Here is a 15,962-nt window from a genome sequence, read left to right as displayed (position 1 = left end):
CTCGTGCGCTACCGCGAGGTACGGGAGAGGTACGCGGCGGTGACGGAGATTTCCACAACCGGCGGGTAGTCCACAGGCCCCGGCAGGATTTCCGCGCGCGTCCTCCTCCGGAGGAACGACGCACGATCCTACGGATCGTCAAGACAATAAAGCCCTACGGGCTTTATGCAATTCCTCCGGAATTGCATGGTGAATTTCCTCCGGAAATTCACGGGCCGCGTAGCCGGGCGCGTCCTCCGCTCCGCTCACGGACACACCCTCACCTGTCGGTGCGTCGCCTCCTACCGCGTTGTGGGGGCTTGGGTGTGCCCGCTATCGCGGGCTGCTGGCTACGGAAGGGTGGGGTCGGGTGCGATCTGCCGGAGCGTGGGGGTCAGGTCACCGAACCCGTGCATCACATCCGACTGTATCGGGGTAGAGATCGAGAATTCATCCCGCCCTCTGACGGACTGAATCAAGACTGTGCATCACGAAGCATTGAACGGGGTAGAGACTGGGATTTTACGGCACCACCGTCATTCCGATTCAGGGCAGGAGAAAGCGCCCAGGAAGGTGGCGCTCAAATTGACGGGAAACACATCCCACAGGAGCCGGATACCCCGAGCCGCTTACCATTTCCTGCCCCTCTAAAACACTCCGGAAATTTCGAGCATAAGCGGCGGAAATTGAATTCACTTACAGGCGATCAGAACCGCCGTACCACCGTCAGTGATGCCCGGCGCGCGGAGGCCCTGCCGACGCGCGAGAGGAACGTGAGAGGCCGCCAGCCTGCGGGGCCGGAACGGCGGCGCGCCCCCGCGACGGGGGTTTGCCCAGTTCGGCACCACCGTGGGCAGCCGGAGGAGGCCAGCACGCGGTTGACGCAGCCACGGCCGCGCCCCGAGCGGAATGGGTGACGGCGGAACCGCCCGGGCGGGCCGGAGCAACGGAGGCTGTCCGCAGGCGGTCCCGCTCCGTTCCTAGAAGAGCGTCAGGCAGCTGGCCTTATCGTTGATCCCTGTCGGGACGTTGATCGTGGGACCGTAGGCGCCGAACTGCCCGAGGAGGTTGGAACAACCACCAAAGACGCTGTAGGTGTCGAACAGCTGCATGGTGGCGCCGCTCCTGTTCCAGAGTGAGCTGATCTTGTTGTTCATGTCGTAGTTGGCGAGGTTGAAGGTGCCGACCGAGGGCACCACCCACAGATTCGGTGTGCCATTCGTGCTCTGGAACACGCATGCCTGGCCGTGCAGGCAGTTGTCCCACGCCTCCGTCCCGGTCGTACCGGTGATCTTGATCGGCTGGATCGACACCACAGCGTCGGCCGTCTTGCTCTCGGAGGGCGTTTCGGCTGCTGCAGCCGTGCCGGTCGCAGACGCGAGAACCATCGCGACCGCTGCCAGAGCAATACGCTTACGCATCAGATGAGCCTCCTGTCAGCACGTGCGGTGTGCACGCGAGTCCTCGTATCGTGATGCTCCGCGAGTTTGTGAGGTTGGGTGCCAGCGCACGGCAGGTAGGCAATCAGCGCGGAGACTACGCCTCCGGAGTTTGGTTGCGAAACTGCCCGAAAGTCGCGTCGTGGGCTCTCTTGAACACGCGGCGGAGCTCTGGCGGGCTGAAGGATCCGTTCCCGTGACGGAGCCGAGGGCGTCGGCTTCTCGTGTTCTGGTCGGGCCCTCGCCGCCCGTGGTAGCCGTGCAGCTGGTATTCGGACCGGTTCACCCCGGCAACGCCAGTGCCGGCGTGGACGGCGCCTTAATCCGCCCGAGGTCCATGGCCGCGAGCTTCGCGAGCGGGCCGTCGAGAGGGCGAGACCGCGCTGCACGGCGACGTGGTGACGGTCCAGCTGCTTGTAGAGGGTGTGCGAGCTCTCGAGGACGGCCGCAGCACGGAAGAGGCGGACGGCCTCCAGCAGTTCGGGCACCGGATCGATGGGAGGGGCCGTCTACCGGGACGCGGCACGGCGGCGGTACGCCTTCTGCCGACAGGCGGGGCGGCAGTACCGGGAATCGGCACGCCCAGCCGTAACGGGGCTGCCCGCACTTCTCGCACGGGCGGCCCGACCCGCGGTTGCCGTTACGGGTACGCGTGAGGAACGTCCGGCACGCCCGGGAGCACGTCACCCCCCGCAGCAGCGCCTCCGCCCCGCGGACCACGACCAGGCCGCATCCGGCGACGCACGCCTGGGGCGGGAGGGCCTCCCCGCGGCCGGCCAGGCCCCACCACTCCGAAGACGCCGCAGGCGGCTTCCCAAGCCCTCGTGGAACCTCAGCCCGACCTGGTAATTACTCCGCAGCGTTGATGCTGTTCGGGGGATTGAATACGCAGAACTCGTTGCCTTCCGGGTCGGCAACGACGATCCAGCGAAAGCCGTGTTCGCTGAGTTCTTCGGAGAGCCTCGCAGCGCCGAGCCGTTCAAGGCGACTGACCTCGGACACCAGGTCTGCGGTGCCAAAGTCGAGGTCAAGGTGCATGCGGTTCTTGCCCTGCTTGGGTTCTGGGACGTGCTGCAGGAGAAGGGTTGGTGCAGGAGCGGGACCGACCAGGCTCAGGTAGGGGGATCCCTGGAAGCCGCGCCGGTAGTCCAGCGGGGCGAGCGCGGCGAGCCAGAAGTTCGCTTGCGCTTCGGTGTCGACACAGTCCAGCGTCACAACGATCTGCATGGCGGAACGGTAGGAGGCTTGGTGCGTCCTGACGACCCATTTTCCCGGGGACCTGCGACGGGGCCATCTCCGCGCGCAGCGAGTGGCACAGGGCTTCCACGCCCGCCTTGGAGGCGCAGTACGCGCTCATCATCGGCGCGGCCCCGATGGAGGCCGGGGACGCGATCTGGAGGTAGTGCCCGTGGGCGTCCAGCAGGTGCGGCAGGAACACCCGGGCGGTGACCGCGCTGCCGACGAGGTTAACCTCGATCACGCCTCGCCATCTCTCGGGGACGGAGTCCGCGAACGGCCCGCCCTCGGCCACGCCCTCGTCGGCGACGACGATCGACGCGGGGCCCAGACGGCGGCGCACCTCGTCGGCGGCGCGCGCCATCGCCGCGTCGTCGGTGACGTCCACGTGCCAGTGCCCGGTGGGTGCGGGGAGCGTGCCAGCCACCCGGGCGAGCGCCTCCTCCTCCAGGCCGAGCAGTGCCACTCGGGCGCCCCGGGCGGCCAACTCCCGGGCGACGGCCTTGCCGAGGCCGCGTGCCCCGCCCGTCACCACGGCCGTACGGCCGCTCAGCGGGTGCTTCCGGTCGGTCACGGGACCCGGGGGTGGCGGATGTGCGCGGCGGGAGTGGCGGGAGGTGCGGCCGCGGGCAGGAGACCGGAGACCGCCGTTCGAGTCACCGCAGTCGCCGCGATCCGTGCCTGGGCCGGCCGCCCCGAACACACCCCCATTCCCACTCGCGGCGCCCTCGTCTCGGCAACCGGGTCGGGCAAGACCATCACCGCCGCCTGGGCAGCCCGAGACTGCTTCCCAACGGCCGGATCCTCGACCTCACAGCGGACAGCCCCCTCACCCAAAGTTCCCGGGTGGCCATCGGAGGGTGACGGCCCATCGTCGTACGCTGTCGCCCATGAGCACCTCCCTCTACTACAGTGCGCACCGCGCGACACCGCTGACCAACACCGAGCTGGCCTCCGTCGCGCAGATCGTCGCCGCGCACATGGCGTTGTTCCCCTACGAGGACGAGGAAAGCCTGTGCCTGTACGACGGGGACGTGGTCGGAGCGGGAGAAGTCCTTTCCGGGTCCACCAAAATGCCACACGACCCCGGTCGCCTGATGCCGGTGATCGCCCATGTGCTGGATTCCGTCACGGAGCTGCGCCGGGCCGTGCCGGGTGCCGAATGGCGCGTCCACATGGACGATCTCGACGTTCCGTGGGACGAAGCCGAAGGGTACGTTCTTCCCGGGATGCGTGACGCGGACCTGATCGCGGAACTCGCTGCGATCATGAACGAAGCGACGGAGTGAAATCTCTCAGAGTAGCCACTGCACCGAACCCGTGATCACGGGGTGGGACGCTCGCTCGCGGGTTCACCACCACGCTGCACCTGGCCGTCGAGCAGGGGCAGAAGCCCATGTCGGTCGTGGCGACGTCCCCGACCCGGACGGCGGTGTCGTCGTCCAGACCCTCGATCGCCTTGCGCACGTCGCCGACCGTCAGCGCCCAGTGCAGCAGGCCCTGCCGGTCACTCCATGCCGAACTCGAAGGTGTGGCGGCCGTCGTGGTCGTCGAACAGCAGGCACGGCGTCGGGTCGTCCGGGGGCGTGCTTGGTGTCGCGGGCGATGCAGGGCGGAAGATTGAACAGCTCACGGGCCCGGGGCCGCCAGTGCAACCACCAGTTGCCGTCGCTGACGGTCTGTCCGAGGGCGTAGTGCCACTCGCCCCGTGACCGGACTCCACCTAGCACCAGGTGAAGTCCTCCAGCGCGTTCGCGCCGAAGCGCAGGTTGGCAAGCTCGCGGTGTTCCTCCCAGTGGGCTCAGCCCGGCCCGGTTCATGTCACGGTGGATCAGCGAGCTCAGACCGGCGGACGCGTCGTGACGCCACCGCACCGCAAGGAGATGCATGAGCGCCAGTGCAAGACTCACGCCTCCCGCCGCTTCCGGTCGAGCACGGCATCGCCCACTTCAAGAACTGGCGGGCCCTGTCCCGACGCCTCGGCCGACGCGAGTACATAAGCGACGTGGCCCAGGCCGCCGACTTGCTCTCCCACAGCAGACCGCAGACCTGGGCCATCGACGGGGGCGTGAGCACCGGTGCCACAAAGCCCTCGGAGTCTCGTCGCTAACCGTGCACGAGCTCGCTCGCTAGAGGCGCCGCCGCCGTGCCGTCAGGGCGTAGCAGGCGAGGAGGGCGAGGGTGAAGGCGATGCCGATGACGGCCGCCTGCCGCATGTCCGGTACCTTCACCGCCGTCGCCGCGACCGCGAGGACGCCGAGCCCCGCGACGACCGCGAGCTTGTCGCCGCCCCGGACGGAGAAGCCGGTGAACTCCCCTGGGTGCGCCGCGCGGTGGCGCCGGAAGGCGACGTACGAGGCCAGGATCAGCAGCCATACCAGCATCACTGCGAAGATCGCGATCGACATCATGATGCCGAAGAGGCCGCTGACGTCGTAGAAGGCGAGCAGGGCCGCGGCCGCTATGCCCAGGGTGGATGAGGCGATCGCGACCGCTGGGACACCCCGGCGGTTGAGGCGTGCCAGCGGCTTCGGCGCGAGGCCGTCGTCGCCGAGCGAGTGGAGCAGCCGGGAGGCGCCGTAGAGGTGGGCGTTGGCGGCGGACATGGCGGCGATGAGCACGACCGCGTTGGTGACGGTCGCGGCGGCGGGCACGCCGATCTCGGAGAAGACGCGGACGAAGGGGCTCGCCTCGACGCTGCCGTCGCCGTCCGCCATCCGGCGCCATGGGATCAGGGCCAGCACCAGGGTGATGGAGAGCAGGTAGAAGAAGCTGAGTCGCCAGGCCAGTTGGCGCATCGCGGTGCGTATGGTGCGCTGCGGGTCGGCGGCCTCGGCGGAGGCGATGGCGACGACTTCGAAGCCGGCGTACGCGAACATCACCACGGACATCGCCAGCCAGATCGAGCTCATGCCGTGAGGGAGGAAGCCTCCGTCGTCGGTGAGGTGCGCGAAGCCGGTGGCCTCGGTGTCCGGTAGCCCGAAGAGGACCAGCAGGGCTGCACAGAGGATGAAGGCGCACAGGGCTGTCACCTTGACGCTGGAGAGCCAGAACTCGGTGGTGCCGAAGGACTTCACGCTGATCACGTTGACCGCGAGGACGATCGCCGCGACGGCGAGGATCGCCACCGACATCGGCACCGCCGGCCACCACCAGCGGATGTAGAGCGCGGAGGCGACGACCTCGGTGCCGATGACGACGACGGCGCTGAACCAGTACAGCCAGCTGCTGAGGAAGCCAGCCCAGGGGCCCAGGTAGCGGCGGGCGATGGTGCCGAACGAGCCCTGGACGGGGTGGGCGGCGGACATCTCGCCGAGCAGCACGGCGATGATCGCGACAAGGACCGCCCCGATCACGTACGAGACGATCACGGCGGGCCCGGCGACGGACATCGCAGAGCCGGAGCCAAGGAAGAGGCCGGTGCCGAGCGCGGAGCCCAGCCCGATCATGGTGGTCTGCCGGTGGGTGAGCGAGCGGACCAGCCCCTTACCGGAGCCGGAGTCGGGAGCGGGTCTGGCTCCGTCGGCGGCCGCCGGGGCGGGGGGTGCGGAGTCGCTGGGTGAGGCCATGGCGGTAGGGCCCTTCTGCACGGGGGTGGACAACGGGGGGAGGGTCAGAACTCGCTGTTGCGGAACGGCTTGACGGGGGCGTCGAGGTGGGGCTTGCCCAGGACCTTCGACGACAGGGCGTAGATGCCGTGGTTGGTCAGGACCCAGGCGATGTTCCGGTCCCACTCCACGTAGACCCCGTGGGTCTGGTTGCCGTACGCGTAGTCCGCCGTGTCGCGGCCGTACGCCTTCGGCACGAAGTACGCGGAGATCTTCGGATCGGCCGGGTTGGACACGTTGAAGAACTGCACGCCCGCGTTGTAGAAGCCATAGCCGAGGACGTCGGCATCGTGCTTGCCCGGGTTGGTGTAGTAGCCGGTCCGCTTGGGGCCGAAGCTGCCGCGCCGCTGGCAGTAATCCGTGATACCGGCCGACTTGGGCGGCACCGGGCGGGGGAGGGCGCCGACAACGCGGGGGTTCTTCGGGTTCTTGGCGTCGATCTGGTAGACGTCCTTGTAGGGCTCGTAGCAGTCCTCGGTGAGCGGGTAGCCGGAGTAGTAGATCATTCCGGTCTTCTCGTACTGGGAGACGTCGATGTTGTCACCCTCGGTGCCCGAGACCGACGCCGGGAGATCGAGGTGGCTCACGGTCCGCAGGTTCGACGGGTCGGAGACGTCGAGGACCGTCAGGCCGTAACCGCCCATCGCGGCGAAGGCGTAGCGCCCGCCCTTCTCCACGGGTTTGGGGAGGAAGAGCGGCATCCGGGCGCCCATCCAGCTGGTGCGGTTGCCGCAGCGGGGATTCTTTTGATAGGCCGTGTCCTCCCCGGTGCGCTGCCCCAGCAGGTGCCAGGTGTCGAGGAGTTTCGGGTGCGCCGGGTCGGTCATGTCCCAGGACTGGTAGCCGGCCGAGTGCAGGTTGGTGGGGTACTCGGTGCCGGAGTAGGTGTCGTCCGGCGCCGTGGCGATGAACATGTACTTCTCGCCCGTCCAGTACGGCACGTCGATCGAGCCGGAGCCCTGCTGCGCCGACGCCGGGTCGCTGCGCAGCGGGTCGGCCTGGGTGGAGTCGGTGGAGACGGTCGCCAGGAGCTTCCAGTCCTTCTTGCGCGGGCCGTCCAGGCGGTACACCTTGAAGCCCTTGAGCCCCGGCTTTTCCCGCAGCTTCCGAACGCCCTCGGGGTTGTTGTACTTGTCGAGCGGCGGGTGGTCGGAGAGTTCGGAGATCTGCCGCTTGCTCTCGAAGCTCTGCACCATGACGTACGCGTTCAGCTTCTTGTTCCACTGGATGGTGGAGGCGCCCCAGTAGTCGTGTGCCGCCCAGTCGCCGTTGGGCCGGCTCTCGTCGCCGCCGATGTCCTCGCGGCTCAGCTTCTCGACGACCCTCACCTTCCGCACGTCGGTGATGTCGTAGACGCGGCCCTCGGAGCGGTCGTACTGGAAGAGGTAGCGGCGGCCGTCGAAATCGACGACGTTCTGCCAGGTGTGGAAGTAGTCGGGGGTGAAGGCAGCTCCCTCGTAGGCCGCTTCGACTTTCATGTTCTTGATGTACGAGCGGGTGTCGTACTCTGCCCTGCGCCCTGGGAAGGGGTGCTCGGACTCCTCGTCGACTGGTGTGAGGGCGGGGTGCCGGAAGGTGCCGTCGAGCTGCATCCCGTACGCGCCGGGGTCGGCCTGCCCGGGTCGGCGGTCGGCGCACACCGCGAGGACGTTCGGGTCGGTGGCGGCGGTGGTCGCGCCGGACGCGCCGGGGACGAGCAGGCCGGCGGTGACGGCGGCCGCGGCGACGGTGGCGAGAGCCGTGTTCCTGCGGGTGAAGCGCATCGGACGGTCCTTTCGGGGGCGGGGAGGGAGGGAGGAGCAGGCGGCGAGGGCTTCAGGTGACGGTGGGCCGCTGCTGGAACGCGGGGGCGAGATGGGCCCCGGAGGTGACGATGTCGCGCAGCTCGACCACCGCGCGCAGGACGTCGGCGTGCGAGACGTACAGGGCGTTGAAGCCGAAGCGGAGCAGGTCGGGGGCGCGCATGTCGCCGATCACACCCCGCGCGGTGAGCGCGGCGACCAGTGGGTACGCCTCCGGGTGGCGCAGCGCGACCTGGCTCCCGCGGCACTCCGGCTCGCGCGGGGTGGCCGGGGCGAAGCCGAGGCCGTCCAGGAGGGCGTCGGCGCATTCCTGGAAGAAGCCGGTCAGGGAGAGGCTCTTCTTCCGTACGGCGGCCATCTCGACCCCGTCGAATGCGGTGAGCGCGGCCTCCAGGGCGATCAGGGAGAGCAGCGCGGGCGTGCCGATCCGGGCTCGGGTGATGTCCGTCGCCGGGGTGTACGTGCCTGCCATGGCGAACGGTTCGGCGTGTCCGTGCCAGCCGGTCAGCGGGTGGTCGAACGTCTCCTGGTGGCGGTGGGCGACGTATGCGAACGCCGGGGCGCCCGGCCCGCCCGACAGGTACTTGTAGCCGCAGCCGACCGCGAAGTCCGCGTTCACCGCGTCGAGTGCGACCGGTAGGGCGCCCGCCGCGTGGCACAGGTCCCAGTGCACCAGGGCCCCGGCGGCGTGCGTGGCGGCGGTGAGTGCGGCCATGTCGTACAGTTCGCCGGTGCGGTAGTCGACCGGCGCGTACGCGGCGACGGCGACGTTCCCCGCCTCGGTGGCGAGCACGGCGGCGGCGTCCCGGGCCGGCACCCGGCGGACGTCGAGACCGAGGAGCCGGCCCACCGAGTCGGCGATGTACTGGTCGGTGGGGAAGTGGTCCGGGTCGGTCAGCAGCAGTCGGCGGCCGGGGCGCAGCCGGGCGGCGGCCAGCAGGGTGTTGAAGAGCTGGACGCTGGTCGAGTCCCCGGCGACGACTTGCCCGGGGGCCGCGCCGACCAGCCGCCCGACGGCGTCGCCGGTCCGCACCGGCGCCTCCCACCAGCCGTTGGCGTTCCAGGAGCGGATCAGGTCGGTGCCCCACTGGCGGTGTACGGCGTCTTCGAGGGCGGCCGGGACGGCGGCGGGCAGGGCGCCGAGGGAGTTGCCATCGAGGTAGACGATGCCCTCGGGGAGGAGGAAGCGGTCCCGGACGGCGGCGAGCGGGTCGGCGGCGTCCAGTGCGGCGGCGCGGGTGGTGAGGTCGGTCAGCATGAGTGGGCTCCGTGGTCGGGACTGGCGGGGGTGGCGGGCCGGGTGAGGTCGAGGGCGATGTCGGTGAGCAGGTCCTCCTGCCCGCCGACCAGTTGTCGTCGGCCCGCCTCGACGAGCAGGTCCCGGGTGTCCAGGCCGTGGCGGGCGGCCGTCGTCTCCGCGTGCCGCAGGAAGCTGGAGTACACCTCCGCGTGGCCGAGCGTCAGCGCACGGGTCGGTCCTGGCTCGGCCGGACCAGCTCCTCGGCGGCGTCCATCAGGGGGAAGAGCGCGCAGCCGTGCTCCGGGCCCATTGATCATGGCGGCGGCGGTCACGAGCTCCGAGCCGCGGATCATCTTGATGAGGAGATCGGTGCCGATGTTGCCCGATCCGATGACGGCGGCCTTCACCGCACGGCTTCCTTCAGCAGGGGGGCAGTCCGAAGAAGCGGACGGCGTTGCCGCCGAGGATGGCCTCCCGCTCGGCGGGGGCCAGGCCGCTCTCCCGCACCAGTCGGCCGATGGACTCCTCGCCCAGGGGGAACGGGTGGTCGGAGCCGAGCAGCACCCGTTCCGCGCCCATCACGTCCACCAGGAGCCGCAGCGCCCCGGGGTCGAAGACGGCCGAGTCCACGGCGAAGCGCTCGGTGTAGTGCGACGGCGGGTGCGGGCTGTCGGCGCGCACGATGTCCCGCCGGTACCAGGCGTTGTCCGCCCGGCCCAGCAGATACGGGAAGCTGCCGCCACCGTGGGCGAATAGGAGCCGCAGCGACGCCGGGAGCCGCTCGAAAGCGCCGGAGAGGATCAGCGACAGGATCGTCAGGTGCGTCTCGCCTGCCATCCCCGCCAGCCAGGCCAGCATGTAGCGGGAGTGACGCGGTCCGGCCGGCAGGTCCCATGGATGGACCAGGACGGCCGCGTCCTCGTGCGCGCAGTGCGCGAGGAATTCGAGGAGGGCGCTGTCGTCGAGGTCGCGGTTGCCGAGGTGGTTGCCGATGTGGACGCCGTGGAAGCCCTCCCGCATCGCCTCGGTGACCATCGCGCAGGCCGCCTCGGTGTCCTGGAGCGGGACCTGGCACAGCGGGGCCAGTCGGTCGGGGGCGTGCGCGGCGTACCGCAGGAGGTGCCCGTTGACGGTCCGGCACCAGTCGGCGGCCCTTGCCGCCTCGAGGCCGTAGCCGAACAGCAGCGGCGTGCTGGACAGCACCTGCACGTCTACCCCGAGCCGGTCGAGGTCGGCGACGCGGGCGGCCGGGTCCCACAGGGTACGGCGCACCGGACGGTAGTCGGCGGCCCCGGCCATCATCATGCCGGCGTCGGGGCCGTCCGTGGTGCGCAGCCACGGGCCGTCCTCGGAGCCGGTGATCCGGCGCGACTCGGTGCGGCCGATCTCGGGGAAGACGTGTGCGTGGACGTCGACGGTGGTCATGCGCCGCCCGCCTCGTCGCGCCGGGTGCGGGGCCGCAGCTCCTCGGGCCAGTCCTTGCCCGGGTGGAGGGCGCCGCAGTGCCCGCAGGTGCGGGCGGCATCGTCGGCGTAGAAGGCGGAGAAGACCGGCGGCAGGTCGTCCACGATCGAGGTGAGCTGCATCTCGCTGCGGTGCACCAGGTGGTGGCACTCGACGCAGTACCACTCGAAGGCGTCGCGGTGGCCTTGCGGCCGCGCGAACTCGACGACCAGGCCGATGCTGTCCTCCTCCGGCCGCTGCGGGGAGTGCCGCAGGTGCGCCGGGGCGAGGAAGACGTCGCCCTCGCGGATGTGGAGGTCGCGCGGCGGCCTGCCCTCCTCTTCCACGACGCGGAGCACCATGTCGCCCTTGAGCTGGTAGAAGAACTCCTCGATGGGGTCGTCGTGGAAGTCGGTGCGGCGGTTGGGTCCGCCGACGACCGTCACCATCAGGTCGGCGTCCTGCCAGATCTGCACGTTGCCGACCGGTGGCTTCAGCAGGTGACGGTGCTCCTCGATCCACGTCTGGAGGTTGAACGGTCTCATCGTCATCGCTGCTGTTCCTTGCTGGGGTGCCGGGGGATGTGGGCCACCGCGCTGATCTCGATCAGCAGGTGGGGGTGGGGGAGCTGGTGGACGGCGACGGTGGTCCGGGTCGGCCCGGTCTCGTCGAAGTACTCGGCGTAGATCTCGTTGTAGCCGCCGAAGTCGTTCATGCTGACCAGGTACGCGGTCACCGACACCAGGTCGTCCAGACCGCCGCCGGCCGCGGCCAGGATGGCCGCGATGTTGTCGAGGACTGCCCGGGTCTGTGCCCGGATGTCGAGGTCGGTGACGCCCATCGGGTCGGCGCTCGCCCCGGTGAAGCCTCCGTCCGGGCGGCGGGAGCTTGTACCGGAGACGAAGACCAGGTCTCCTGCGCGCCGCAGGTGCGGGAAGCGGCCGCGCGGCGGGGCCGCGCCGGGGACGATCACGTCGCCTCCCCGGTGGTGAGGCCGATGGAGCCGAGCCGGGCCACTACGGCCCGCACGTGCGTGCCTGGCGGCAGCGGTACGGCGGCGGTCGCCGCCCCGGCGAGGACGACCGTCCCCGGGGCGAGAGGGCCGGCCAGCCGGGCGGCGGCGGCCAGCGCGCGCAGGGGGTCGCCGAGGATCGCGGCCGTCGAACCGGTCTCGATCGGGTGGCCGTCGACCTCCAGCACCACGCCCAGGTTGGCCAGGGTCCGCAGTCCGCCCAGCCCGGCCGCCGGGGTCCAGGGGCCGAGCGCGTACCCGGCGGCGGAGGTGTTGTCCGCGATCACCTCCGGCAGCGAGAAGCGGAAGCCGTCGTAGCGGGAGTCGATGACTTCCAGGGCCGGCGCCACCGCCGCGACCGCCGCCGCCGGATCGCCGCCGGGGGCGAGGACCGCGCCGAGCAGGAAGGCGATCTCGGGCTCCACCCGGGGGTGGATCAGGCCGGAGACGTCGCAGTGCCCCCCGTCCGGGATCTCCATCCGGTCCGTCAGCCGCCCGTGGATCAGGTCGGAGACGCCCATCTGCCGCATCTTCGCAGCGCTGGTGAAGCCCAGTTTCACCCCGGTGGGCCGCTCGCCCCGGGCGAACCGCCGTGCCAGCAGCGCTCCCTGCACGGCGTAGGCCTCCGCGGTGGTGGTGAGCCCGCTGCCGCCGCCGGGCAGCGGGCGCGCCTCCCGGGCGGCCTCGTCCAGCGCCTCCGCCAGCGCGACCGGGTCCACCTCTGCAGTCGGGTCTGTCAGGGTCATCGGGGGTCTCCTTCCTCGGGGGCGCGTCCGAAGGCCGCGCGCACCGAACCGAGCCCGTCGATACGGGCCTCCAGCACGTCGCCCGGCGCCACGGCCGTCATCGGCCCGAGCGCCCCCGTGAGCACGGTGTCCCCGGCCTGCAGCGGCCGGCCGAGCCGGACGAGGGTGTCGGCCAGCCAGACGGCGGCGTGCAGCGGGTGACCGAGGCAGGCGACTCCCGCGCCGGTGGAGACGGGCTCGCCCCGTCGCTCCAGGACCATCCCCGCGGTCCGCAGGTCCACGTCCCGCAGGAGCACCGGACGGGTGCCGAGGACGTACGCCCCGCTGGAGGCGTTGTCGGCGATCGTGTCCACGGCCGTGATGTCCCAGTCCCGGATCCGGCTGCCGGCCACCTCGACGGCGGGCAGCGCGAAGGCGGTTGCCCGGATCACGTCGGCCACCGTGTGCCGCTCGTGCCCGAGGTCCTGCTCCAGGACGAGCGCCACCTCGGCTTCGGCCTTCGGTTGGAGCACCGCCCCCCAGGGCAGCTCCGCGCCGTCCGGCACGGCGGTGTCGTCGAGGAGGGCGCCGAAGTCCGGGGTCTCGACGCCGAGCTGCTGCTGCACGGCGGGCGAGGTCAGACCGACCTTCCAACCGGTGATCCGGCGGCCCCCGGCCAGCCGACGCTCGGTCAGCAGGGACTGCACGGCGTAGGCCGCGTCCAGGTCGCCTGTCGGCAGCAGGTCCCGCACCGGGGCGCACGGCACGCCGGTGCGCCGGGCCCGGTCCAGTCGCTCGACGGCGGCCTCCACGACCGTGTTCTCGGGGCTCGTCACAGCTTCACGCACACATTCATCGGCTCGGAGAAGAAGTCCAGGGAGTGGTCGCCGCCCTCACGCCCGATGCCGGACGCCTTCACCCCGCCGAACGGGGTGCGCAAATCGCGCAGGTTCCAGGTGTTGACCCAGGCGATGCCCACGTCGAGCGCCGGGGCGATGCGATGGGCGCGGCGCACGTCGCCGGTCCACACGGTGCCGGCCAGGCCGTACGGACCGGCGTTGGCGAGGGCGAGCGCCTCCTCCTCGGTGTCGAACGGCGCCAGGTGCACGACCGGGCCGAAGATCTCGTTCCGCACCGCCAGGTGGTCCTCGGGCAGGCCGGTCAGCACGGTCGGCTCCACCCAGAAGCCGCCATCCCGCTCGTCGCCGAAGCACGGCACCCCGCCGCCCGCCAGCACCTCGCCGCCGTCGGCGGCGGCCCGCTCCAGGTGGCGCAGGACCTTGTCGCGGTGGGCGGCCGACACCATCGGCCCGTAGCCGGACAGCTCTTTCGCCCCGGCGGCCAGCGCCGCCGCGAACGCGTCGAACACCGACCGCTCCACGTACATCCGTTCGGTGCACAGGCAGACCTGACCACTGTGGGTGAAGGACGACCGCAGTGTGCCCGCCACCGCCTCCTCCAGGTCCGTGTCGGCGAAGACGAGGCCGGCGTTCTTGCCGCCGAGCTCGAAGGAGACCGGCGCGAGCCGGGCCGCCGCAGCCCGCATGATCGTGGAGCCGGTGCGGGACTCGCCGGTGAAGGCGATGGCGTCCACCCCGGGGTGCTCGGTCAGCCACTGACCGGCCGCGTCCGCGCCGCAGCCGTGCACCAGGTTGAACACGCCCGCCGGGACGCCCGCCTCGGCCATCACCTCAGCCAGCAGGCAGGCTGTGCCGGGGGTGAGTTCGGACGGCTTGGCGATGACCGTGTTGCCGGTGGCGAGGGCCGGCGCGACCTTCCAGGTGAGCAGCAACAGCGGCAGGTTCCACGGCGAGATCACCGCCACGACGCCGAGCGGCTTGTGCACCGTGTAGTTCAGCGCACCCCGCCCGTCGGGCGTCGAGGTGTGCCAGGACCGCTCGCTCCGCCCGGCCAGCAGATCCGCGTAGGAGCGGAAATTGGCCACCGCGCGCGGGATGTCCACCGTCGAGGCCAGCTCCCGGGGCTTGCCCGTGTCGGCGCACTCAGCGGCGGTGAACTCCTCGAAGCGCGCCTCGACCCCGTCGGCGATCCGGTGCAGAAGCCGCGAGCGCTCCGCCGGGCTCCACGCGGCCCACGGCCCGCGCAGTGCCTCGCGGGCCGCCTCCACCGCTCGGTCGACCAGCTCCCGCGACGCCTCCGGCACCGCGCCGACGATGCGCCCGGTGACCGGGTCGACGAGCGGGTACGGCACGCCGGACGCGTCGAACCCGCCTCCTACGTAATGGCGCACGGGTGAACTCACCTTGCAGACCTCCGTTGCTGAGCCGGGGACTGTCCGAAACTCACCCCCGGGGCGTGCCGGTATAGTGCGCCCACTCAGCTATGCCGATCCAATGCCAATTGGTAAGCAGGACATAGCAATCCTGGTATGTCGCGGTACGGCCCCGCCCCGGGGCAGCCCACCGCCTCCCCGGAAGGAGCCCGGCGATGGACCTCCTGGACGGCCGACTGAAGTTCCGGCACCTGACCCTGCTCATCGCGGTGCACGACCACGGAAGCGTCATACGGGCAGCTGAAAGCCTCCACCTCACCCAGCCCGCCGCCACCCGCACCCTGCGTGAACTGGAGGCCATCGCCGAACTCCCGCTCTTCGTCCGCGTCCCGCGCGGCATGCGGCCCACCGTCTACGGCGAGGCACTCGTCGGCCACGCACGCACGGCGATCGCCGAGATCCGACGGGCCAAGGAACACCTCACCGGACTGCGCGAGGGCCAGGACGGCACGGTCACCGTGGGCACCCTGCTCGCCGGCGCCAACGTCTTGCTACCGCGAGCCGTAGCCCGCCTCAAGAAGGAGCGCCCCCGGCTCACCGTCGTGGTCCGGGAAGGCACCCCCGACGTCCTCCACCCAGCGCTGCTCGGCGGCGAACTCGATCTCATCGTCGGCCGGGTGGGACCCGCTCCCGCCGACGGCGACGATGCACTGCGTCAGCGGATGCTCTACCGCGAGCCCATCCGACTCGCCGTCCGCGCTGGACACCCGCTCCTGGCGGAAAGGCCGGCCGGTGACGCCGTCGCGCTCACCGACGCACTCGCCCACCCGTGGATCCTGCCGGTCGAACAGACCGCCCTGCGCCAGGAACTGAGCGCTCTCCTCATCGACCGGGGGCTGCCCCTCCCAGCCGACCGGGTGGAGTGCACCTCCATCCTCACCATGCGAGCACTGCTCCTCCAGACCGACATGGTGGCACTCCTCCCCGAACTGGTCCTACACGACGACGAGCACCTCGCCGCGCTGCCGGTCGAACTTCCCTCAGTGGGCCGCACGGTGGGCGTCACCGAGGCCGCCCACCGCACCCGCACCCCCGCCCTCGAAGCCCTCCTGCACCACCTCTACGAGGAGGCGGCGCTGCTCCGCTCGAGCCTCGGCGCAGGCGCGCAGGGGTGACGAAGCGACGGGCCCGAGGCGGGGCAGTCGGAACGGTTCAATCCCGTCAACGTCAGCAAAGGCCAGGAAC

13 protein-coding genes and 2 pseudogenes are annotated in these 15,962 nt (G+C 70.8%); 2 read left to right on the top strand and 13 right to left on the bottom strand.

What is annotated here, in order from left to right:
• Positions 1 to 959: 959 nt before the first annotated feature.
• The 3 genes and pseudogenes from ACWC97_RS32680 to ACWC97_RS32670 all read right to left on the bottom strand — a co-directional run.
• A complete protein-coding gene (locus ACWC97_RS32680) occupies positions 960 to 1,400 on the bottom strand; it encodes a peptidase inhibitor family I36 protein (protein ID WP_450653302.1) in 441 nt (146 codons plus the stop codon).
• Between the two features lie 867 nt (positions 1,401 to 2,267).
• Positions 2,268 to 2,645 carry a VOC family protein gene (locus ACWC97_RS32675; RefSeq protein ID WP_450653300.1) on the bottom strand — a complete coding sequence of 126 codons (378 nt, stop codon included), beginning with the start codon at positions 2,643 to 2,645 and terminating at the stop codon, positions 2,268 to 2,270.
• Between the two features lie 49 nt (positions 2,646 to 2,694).
• A pseudogene (locus tag ACWC97_RS32670) lies at positions 2,695 to 3,228 on the bottom strand (SDR family NAD(P)-dependent oxidoreductase); the annotation flags it as partial.
• Between the two features lie 316 nt (positions 3,229 to 3,544).
• On the opposite strand from ACWC97_RS32670, the gene ACWC97_RS32665 reads away from it, so the two are divergent.
• Positions 3,545 to 3,943 (top strand): hypothetical protein, encoded by a 399-nt coding sequence (locus ACWC97_RS32665; RefSeq protein WP_450653298.1) that lies wholly within the window; start codon positions 3,545 to 3,547, stop codon positions 3,941 to 3,943.
• Positions 3,944 to 4,783: 840 nt separating this feature from the next.
• Here the strand turns inward: ACWC97_RS32665 and ACWC97_RS32660 are convergent.
• From ACWC97_RS32660 to ACWC97_RS32615, 10 genes and pseudogenes are all read right to left on the bottom strand, one after another.
• A complete protein-coding gene (locus ACWC97_RS32660; RefSeq protein WP_450653297.1) occupies positions 4,784 to 6,223 on the bottom strand; it encodes an amino acid permease in 1,440 nt (479 codons plus the stop codon).
• 44 nt (positions 6,224 to 6,267) lie between these two features.
• A complete protein-coding gene (locus ACWC97_RS32655) occupies positions 6,268 to 8,025 on the bottom strand; it encodes a hypothetical protein (RefSeq protein ID WP_450653295.1) in 1,758 nt (585 codons plus the stop codon).
• Positions 8,026 to 8,077: 52 nt separating this feature from the next.
• Positions 8,078 to 9,322: a kynureninase gene (gene kynU, locus ACWC97_RS32650; protein ID WP_450653293.1), complete on the bottom strand. Its 1,245-nt coding sequence runs from the start codon at positions 9,320 to 9,322 to the stop codon at positions 8,078 to 8,080.
• Positions 9,316 to 9,614 (bottom strand): annotated as a pseudogene (locus tag ACWC97_RS32645) (4-hydroxy-2-oxovalerate aldolase); the annotation flags it as partial. The gene kynU and the pseudogene ACWC97_RS32645, both read right to left, overlap by 7 nt.
• A gap of 110 nt (positions 9,615 to 9,724) precedes the next feature.
• Positions 9,725 to 10,729: an amidohydrolase family protein gene (locus tag ACWC97_RS32640; protein ID WP_450653292.1), complete on the bottom strand. Its 1,005-nt coding sequence runs from the start codon at positions 10,727 to 10,729 to the stop codon at positions 9,725 to 9,727.
• A complete protein-coding gene (locus ACWC97_RS32635; RefSeq protein WP_450653290.1) occupies positions 10,726 to 11,298 on the bottom strand; it encodes a 3-hydroxyanthranilate 3,4-dioxygenase in 573 nt (190 codons plus the stop codon). Before ACWC97_RS32635 ends, ACWC97_RS32640 begins: the two co-directional genes overlap by 4 nt.
• On the bottom strand, positions 11,295 to 11,720 hold the full coding sequence (locus tag ACWC97_RS32630) for a RidA family protein (RefSeq protein WP_450653288.1): 426 nt from the start codon (positions 11,718 to 11,720) through the stop codon (positions 11,295 to 11,297). Before ACWC97_RS32630 ends, ACWC97_RS32635 begins: the two co-directional genes overlap by 4 nt.
• On the bottom strand, positions 11,717 to 12,505 hold the full coding sequence (locus ACWC97_RS32625; protein ID WP_450653286.1) for a 2-keto-4-pentenoate hydratase: 789 nt from the start codon (positions 12,503 to 12,505) through the stop codon (positions 11,717 to 11,719). The genes ACWC97_RS32630 and ACWC97_RS32625 overlap by 4 nt, the downstream gene beginning before the upstream one ends.
• The gene (locus tag ACWC97_RS32620; protein ID WP_450653284.1) at positions 12,502 to 13,320 is read right to left on the bottom strand and encodes a 2-keto-4-pentenoate hydratase; all 819 of its coding nucleotides are present in this window, start codon (positions 13,318 to 13,320) and stop codon (positions 12,502 to 12,504) included. The genes ACWC97_RS32625 and ACWC97_RS32620 overlap by 4 nt, the downstream gene beginning before the upstream one ends.
• Positions 13,317 to 14,735 (bottom strand): 2-hydroxymuconic semialdehyde dehydrogenase, encoded by a 1,419-nt coding sequence (locus ACWC97_RS32615; protein WP_450653282.1) that lies wholly within the window; start codon positions 14,733 to 14,735, stop codon positions 13,317 to 13,319. Before ACWC97_RS32615 ends, ACWC97_RS32620 begins: the two co-directional genes overlap by 4 nt.
• 197 nt (positions 14,736 to 14,932) lie before the next feature.
• Here ACWC97_RS32615 and ACWC97_RS32610 point away from each other — a divergent pair, with 197 nt between their 5' ends.
• Complete coding sequence (locus ACWC97_RS32610; RefSeq protein WP_450653281.1) at positions 14,933 to 15,892, top strand: LysR substrate-binding domain-containing protein; 960 nt, start codon at positions 14,933 to 14,935, stop codon at positions 15,890 to 15,892.
• The last annotated feature ends 70 nt before the right edge of the window (positions 15,893 to 15,962 follow it).

It is taken from the genome of Streptomyces sp. NPDC001108 (assembly GCF_053598535.1).
The sequence above is the reverse complement of the archived record's forward strand: the minus strand, read 5'-3'. Positions and strand labels throughout refer to the sequence as shown.

What these genes read in the sequence shown, in the direction of transcription:
- ACWC97_RS32680 (WP_450653302.1), bottom strand. Translation starts at nt 1,400, where the DNA reads ATGCGTAAGCGTATTGCTCTGGCAGCGGTCGCGATGGTTCTCGCGTCT.
- ACWC97_RS32675 (WP_450653300.1), bottom strand. Translation starts at nt 2,645, where the DNA reads ATGCAGATCGTTGTGACGCTGGACTGTGTCGACACCGAAGCGCAAGCG.
- ACWC97_RS32665 (WP_450653298.1), top strand. Translation starts at nt 3,545, where the DNA reads ATGAGCACCTCCCTCTACTACAGTGCGCACCGCGCGACACCGCTGACC.
- ACWC97_RS32660 (WP_450653297.1), bottom strand. Translation starts at nt 6,223, where the DNA reads ATGGCCTCACCCAGCGACTCCGCACCCCCCGCCCCGGCGGCCGCCGAC.
- ACWC97_RS32655 (WP_450653295.1), bottom strand. Translation starts at nt 8,025, where the DNA reads ATGCGCTTCACCCGCAGGAACACGGCTCTCGCCACCGTCGCCGCGGCC.
- kynU (WP_450653293.1), bottom strand. Translation starts at nt 9,322, where the DNA reads ATGCTGACCGACCTCACCACCCGCGCCGCCGCACTGGACGCCGCCGAC.
- ACWC97_RS32640 (WP_450653292.1), bottom strand. Translation starts at nt 10,729, where the DNA reads ATGACCACCGTCGACGTCCACGCACACGTCTTCCCCGAGATCGGCCGC.
- ACWC97_RS32635 (WP_450653290.1), bottom strand. Translation starts at nt 11,298, where the DNA reads ATGACGATGAGACCGTTCAACCTCCAGACGTGGATCGAGGAGCACCGT.
- ACWC97_RS32625 (WP_450653286.1), bottom strand. Translation starts at nt 12,505, where the DNA reads ATGACCCTGACAGACCCGACTGCAGAGGTGGACCCGGTCGCGCTGGCG.
- ACWC97_RS32610 (WP_450653281.1), top strand. Translation starts at nt 14,933, where the DNA reads ATGGACCTCCTGGACGGCCGACTGAAGTTCCGGCACCTGACCCTGCTC.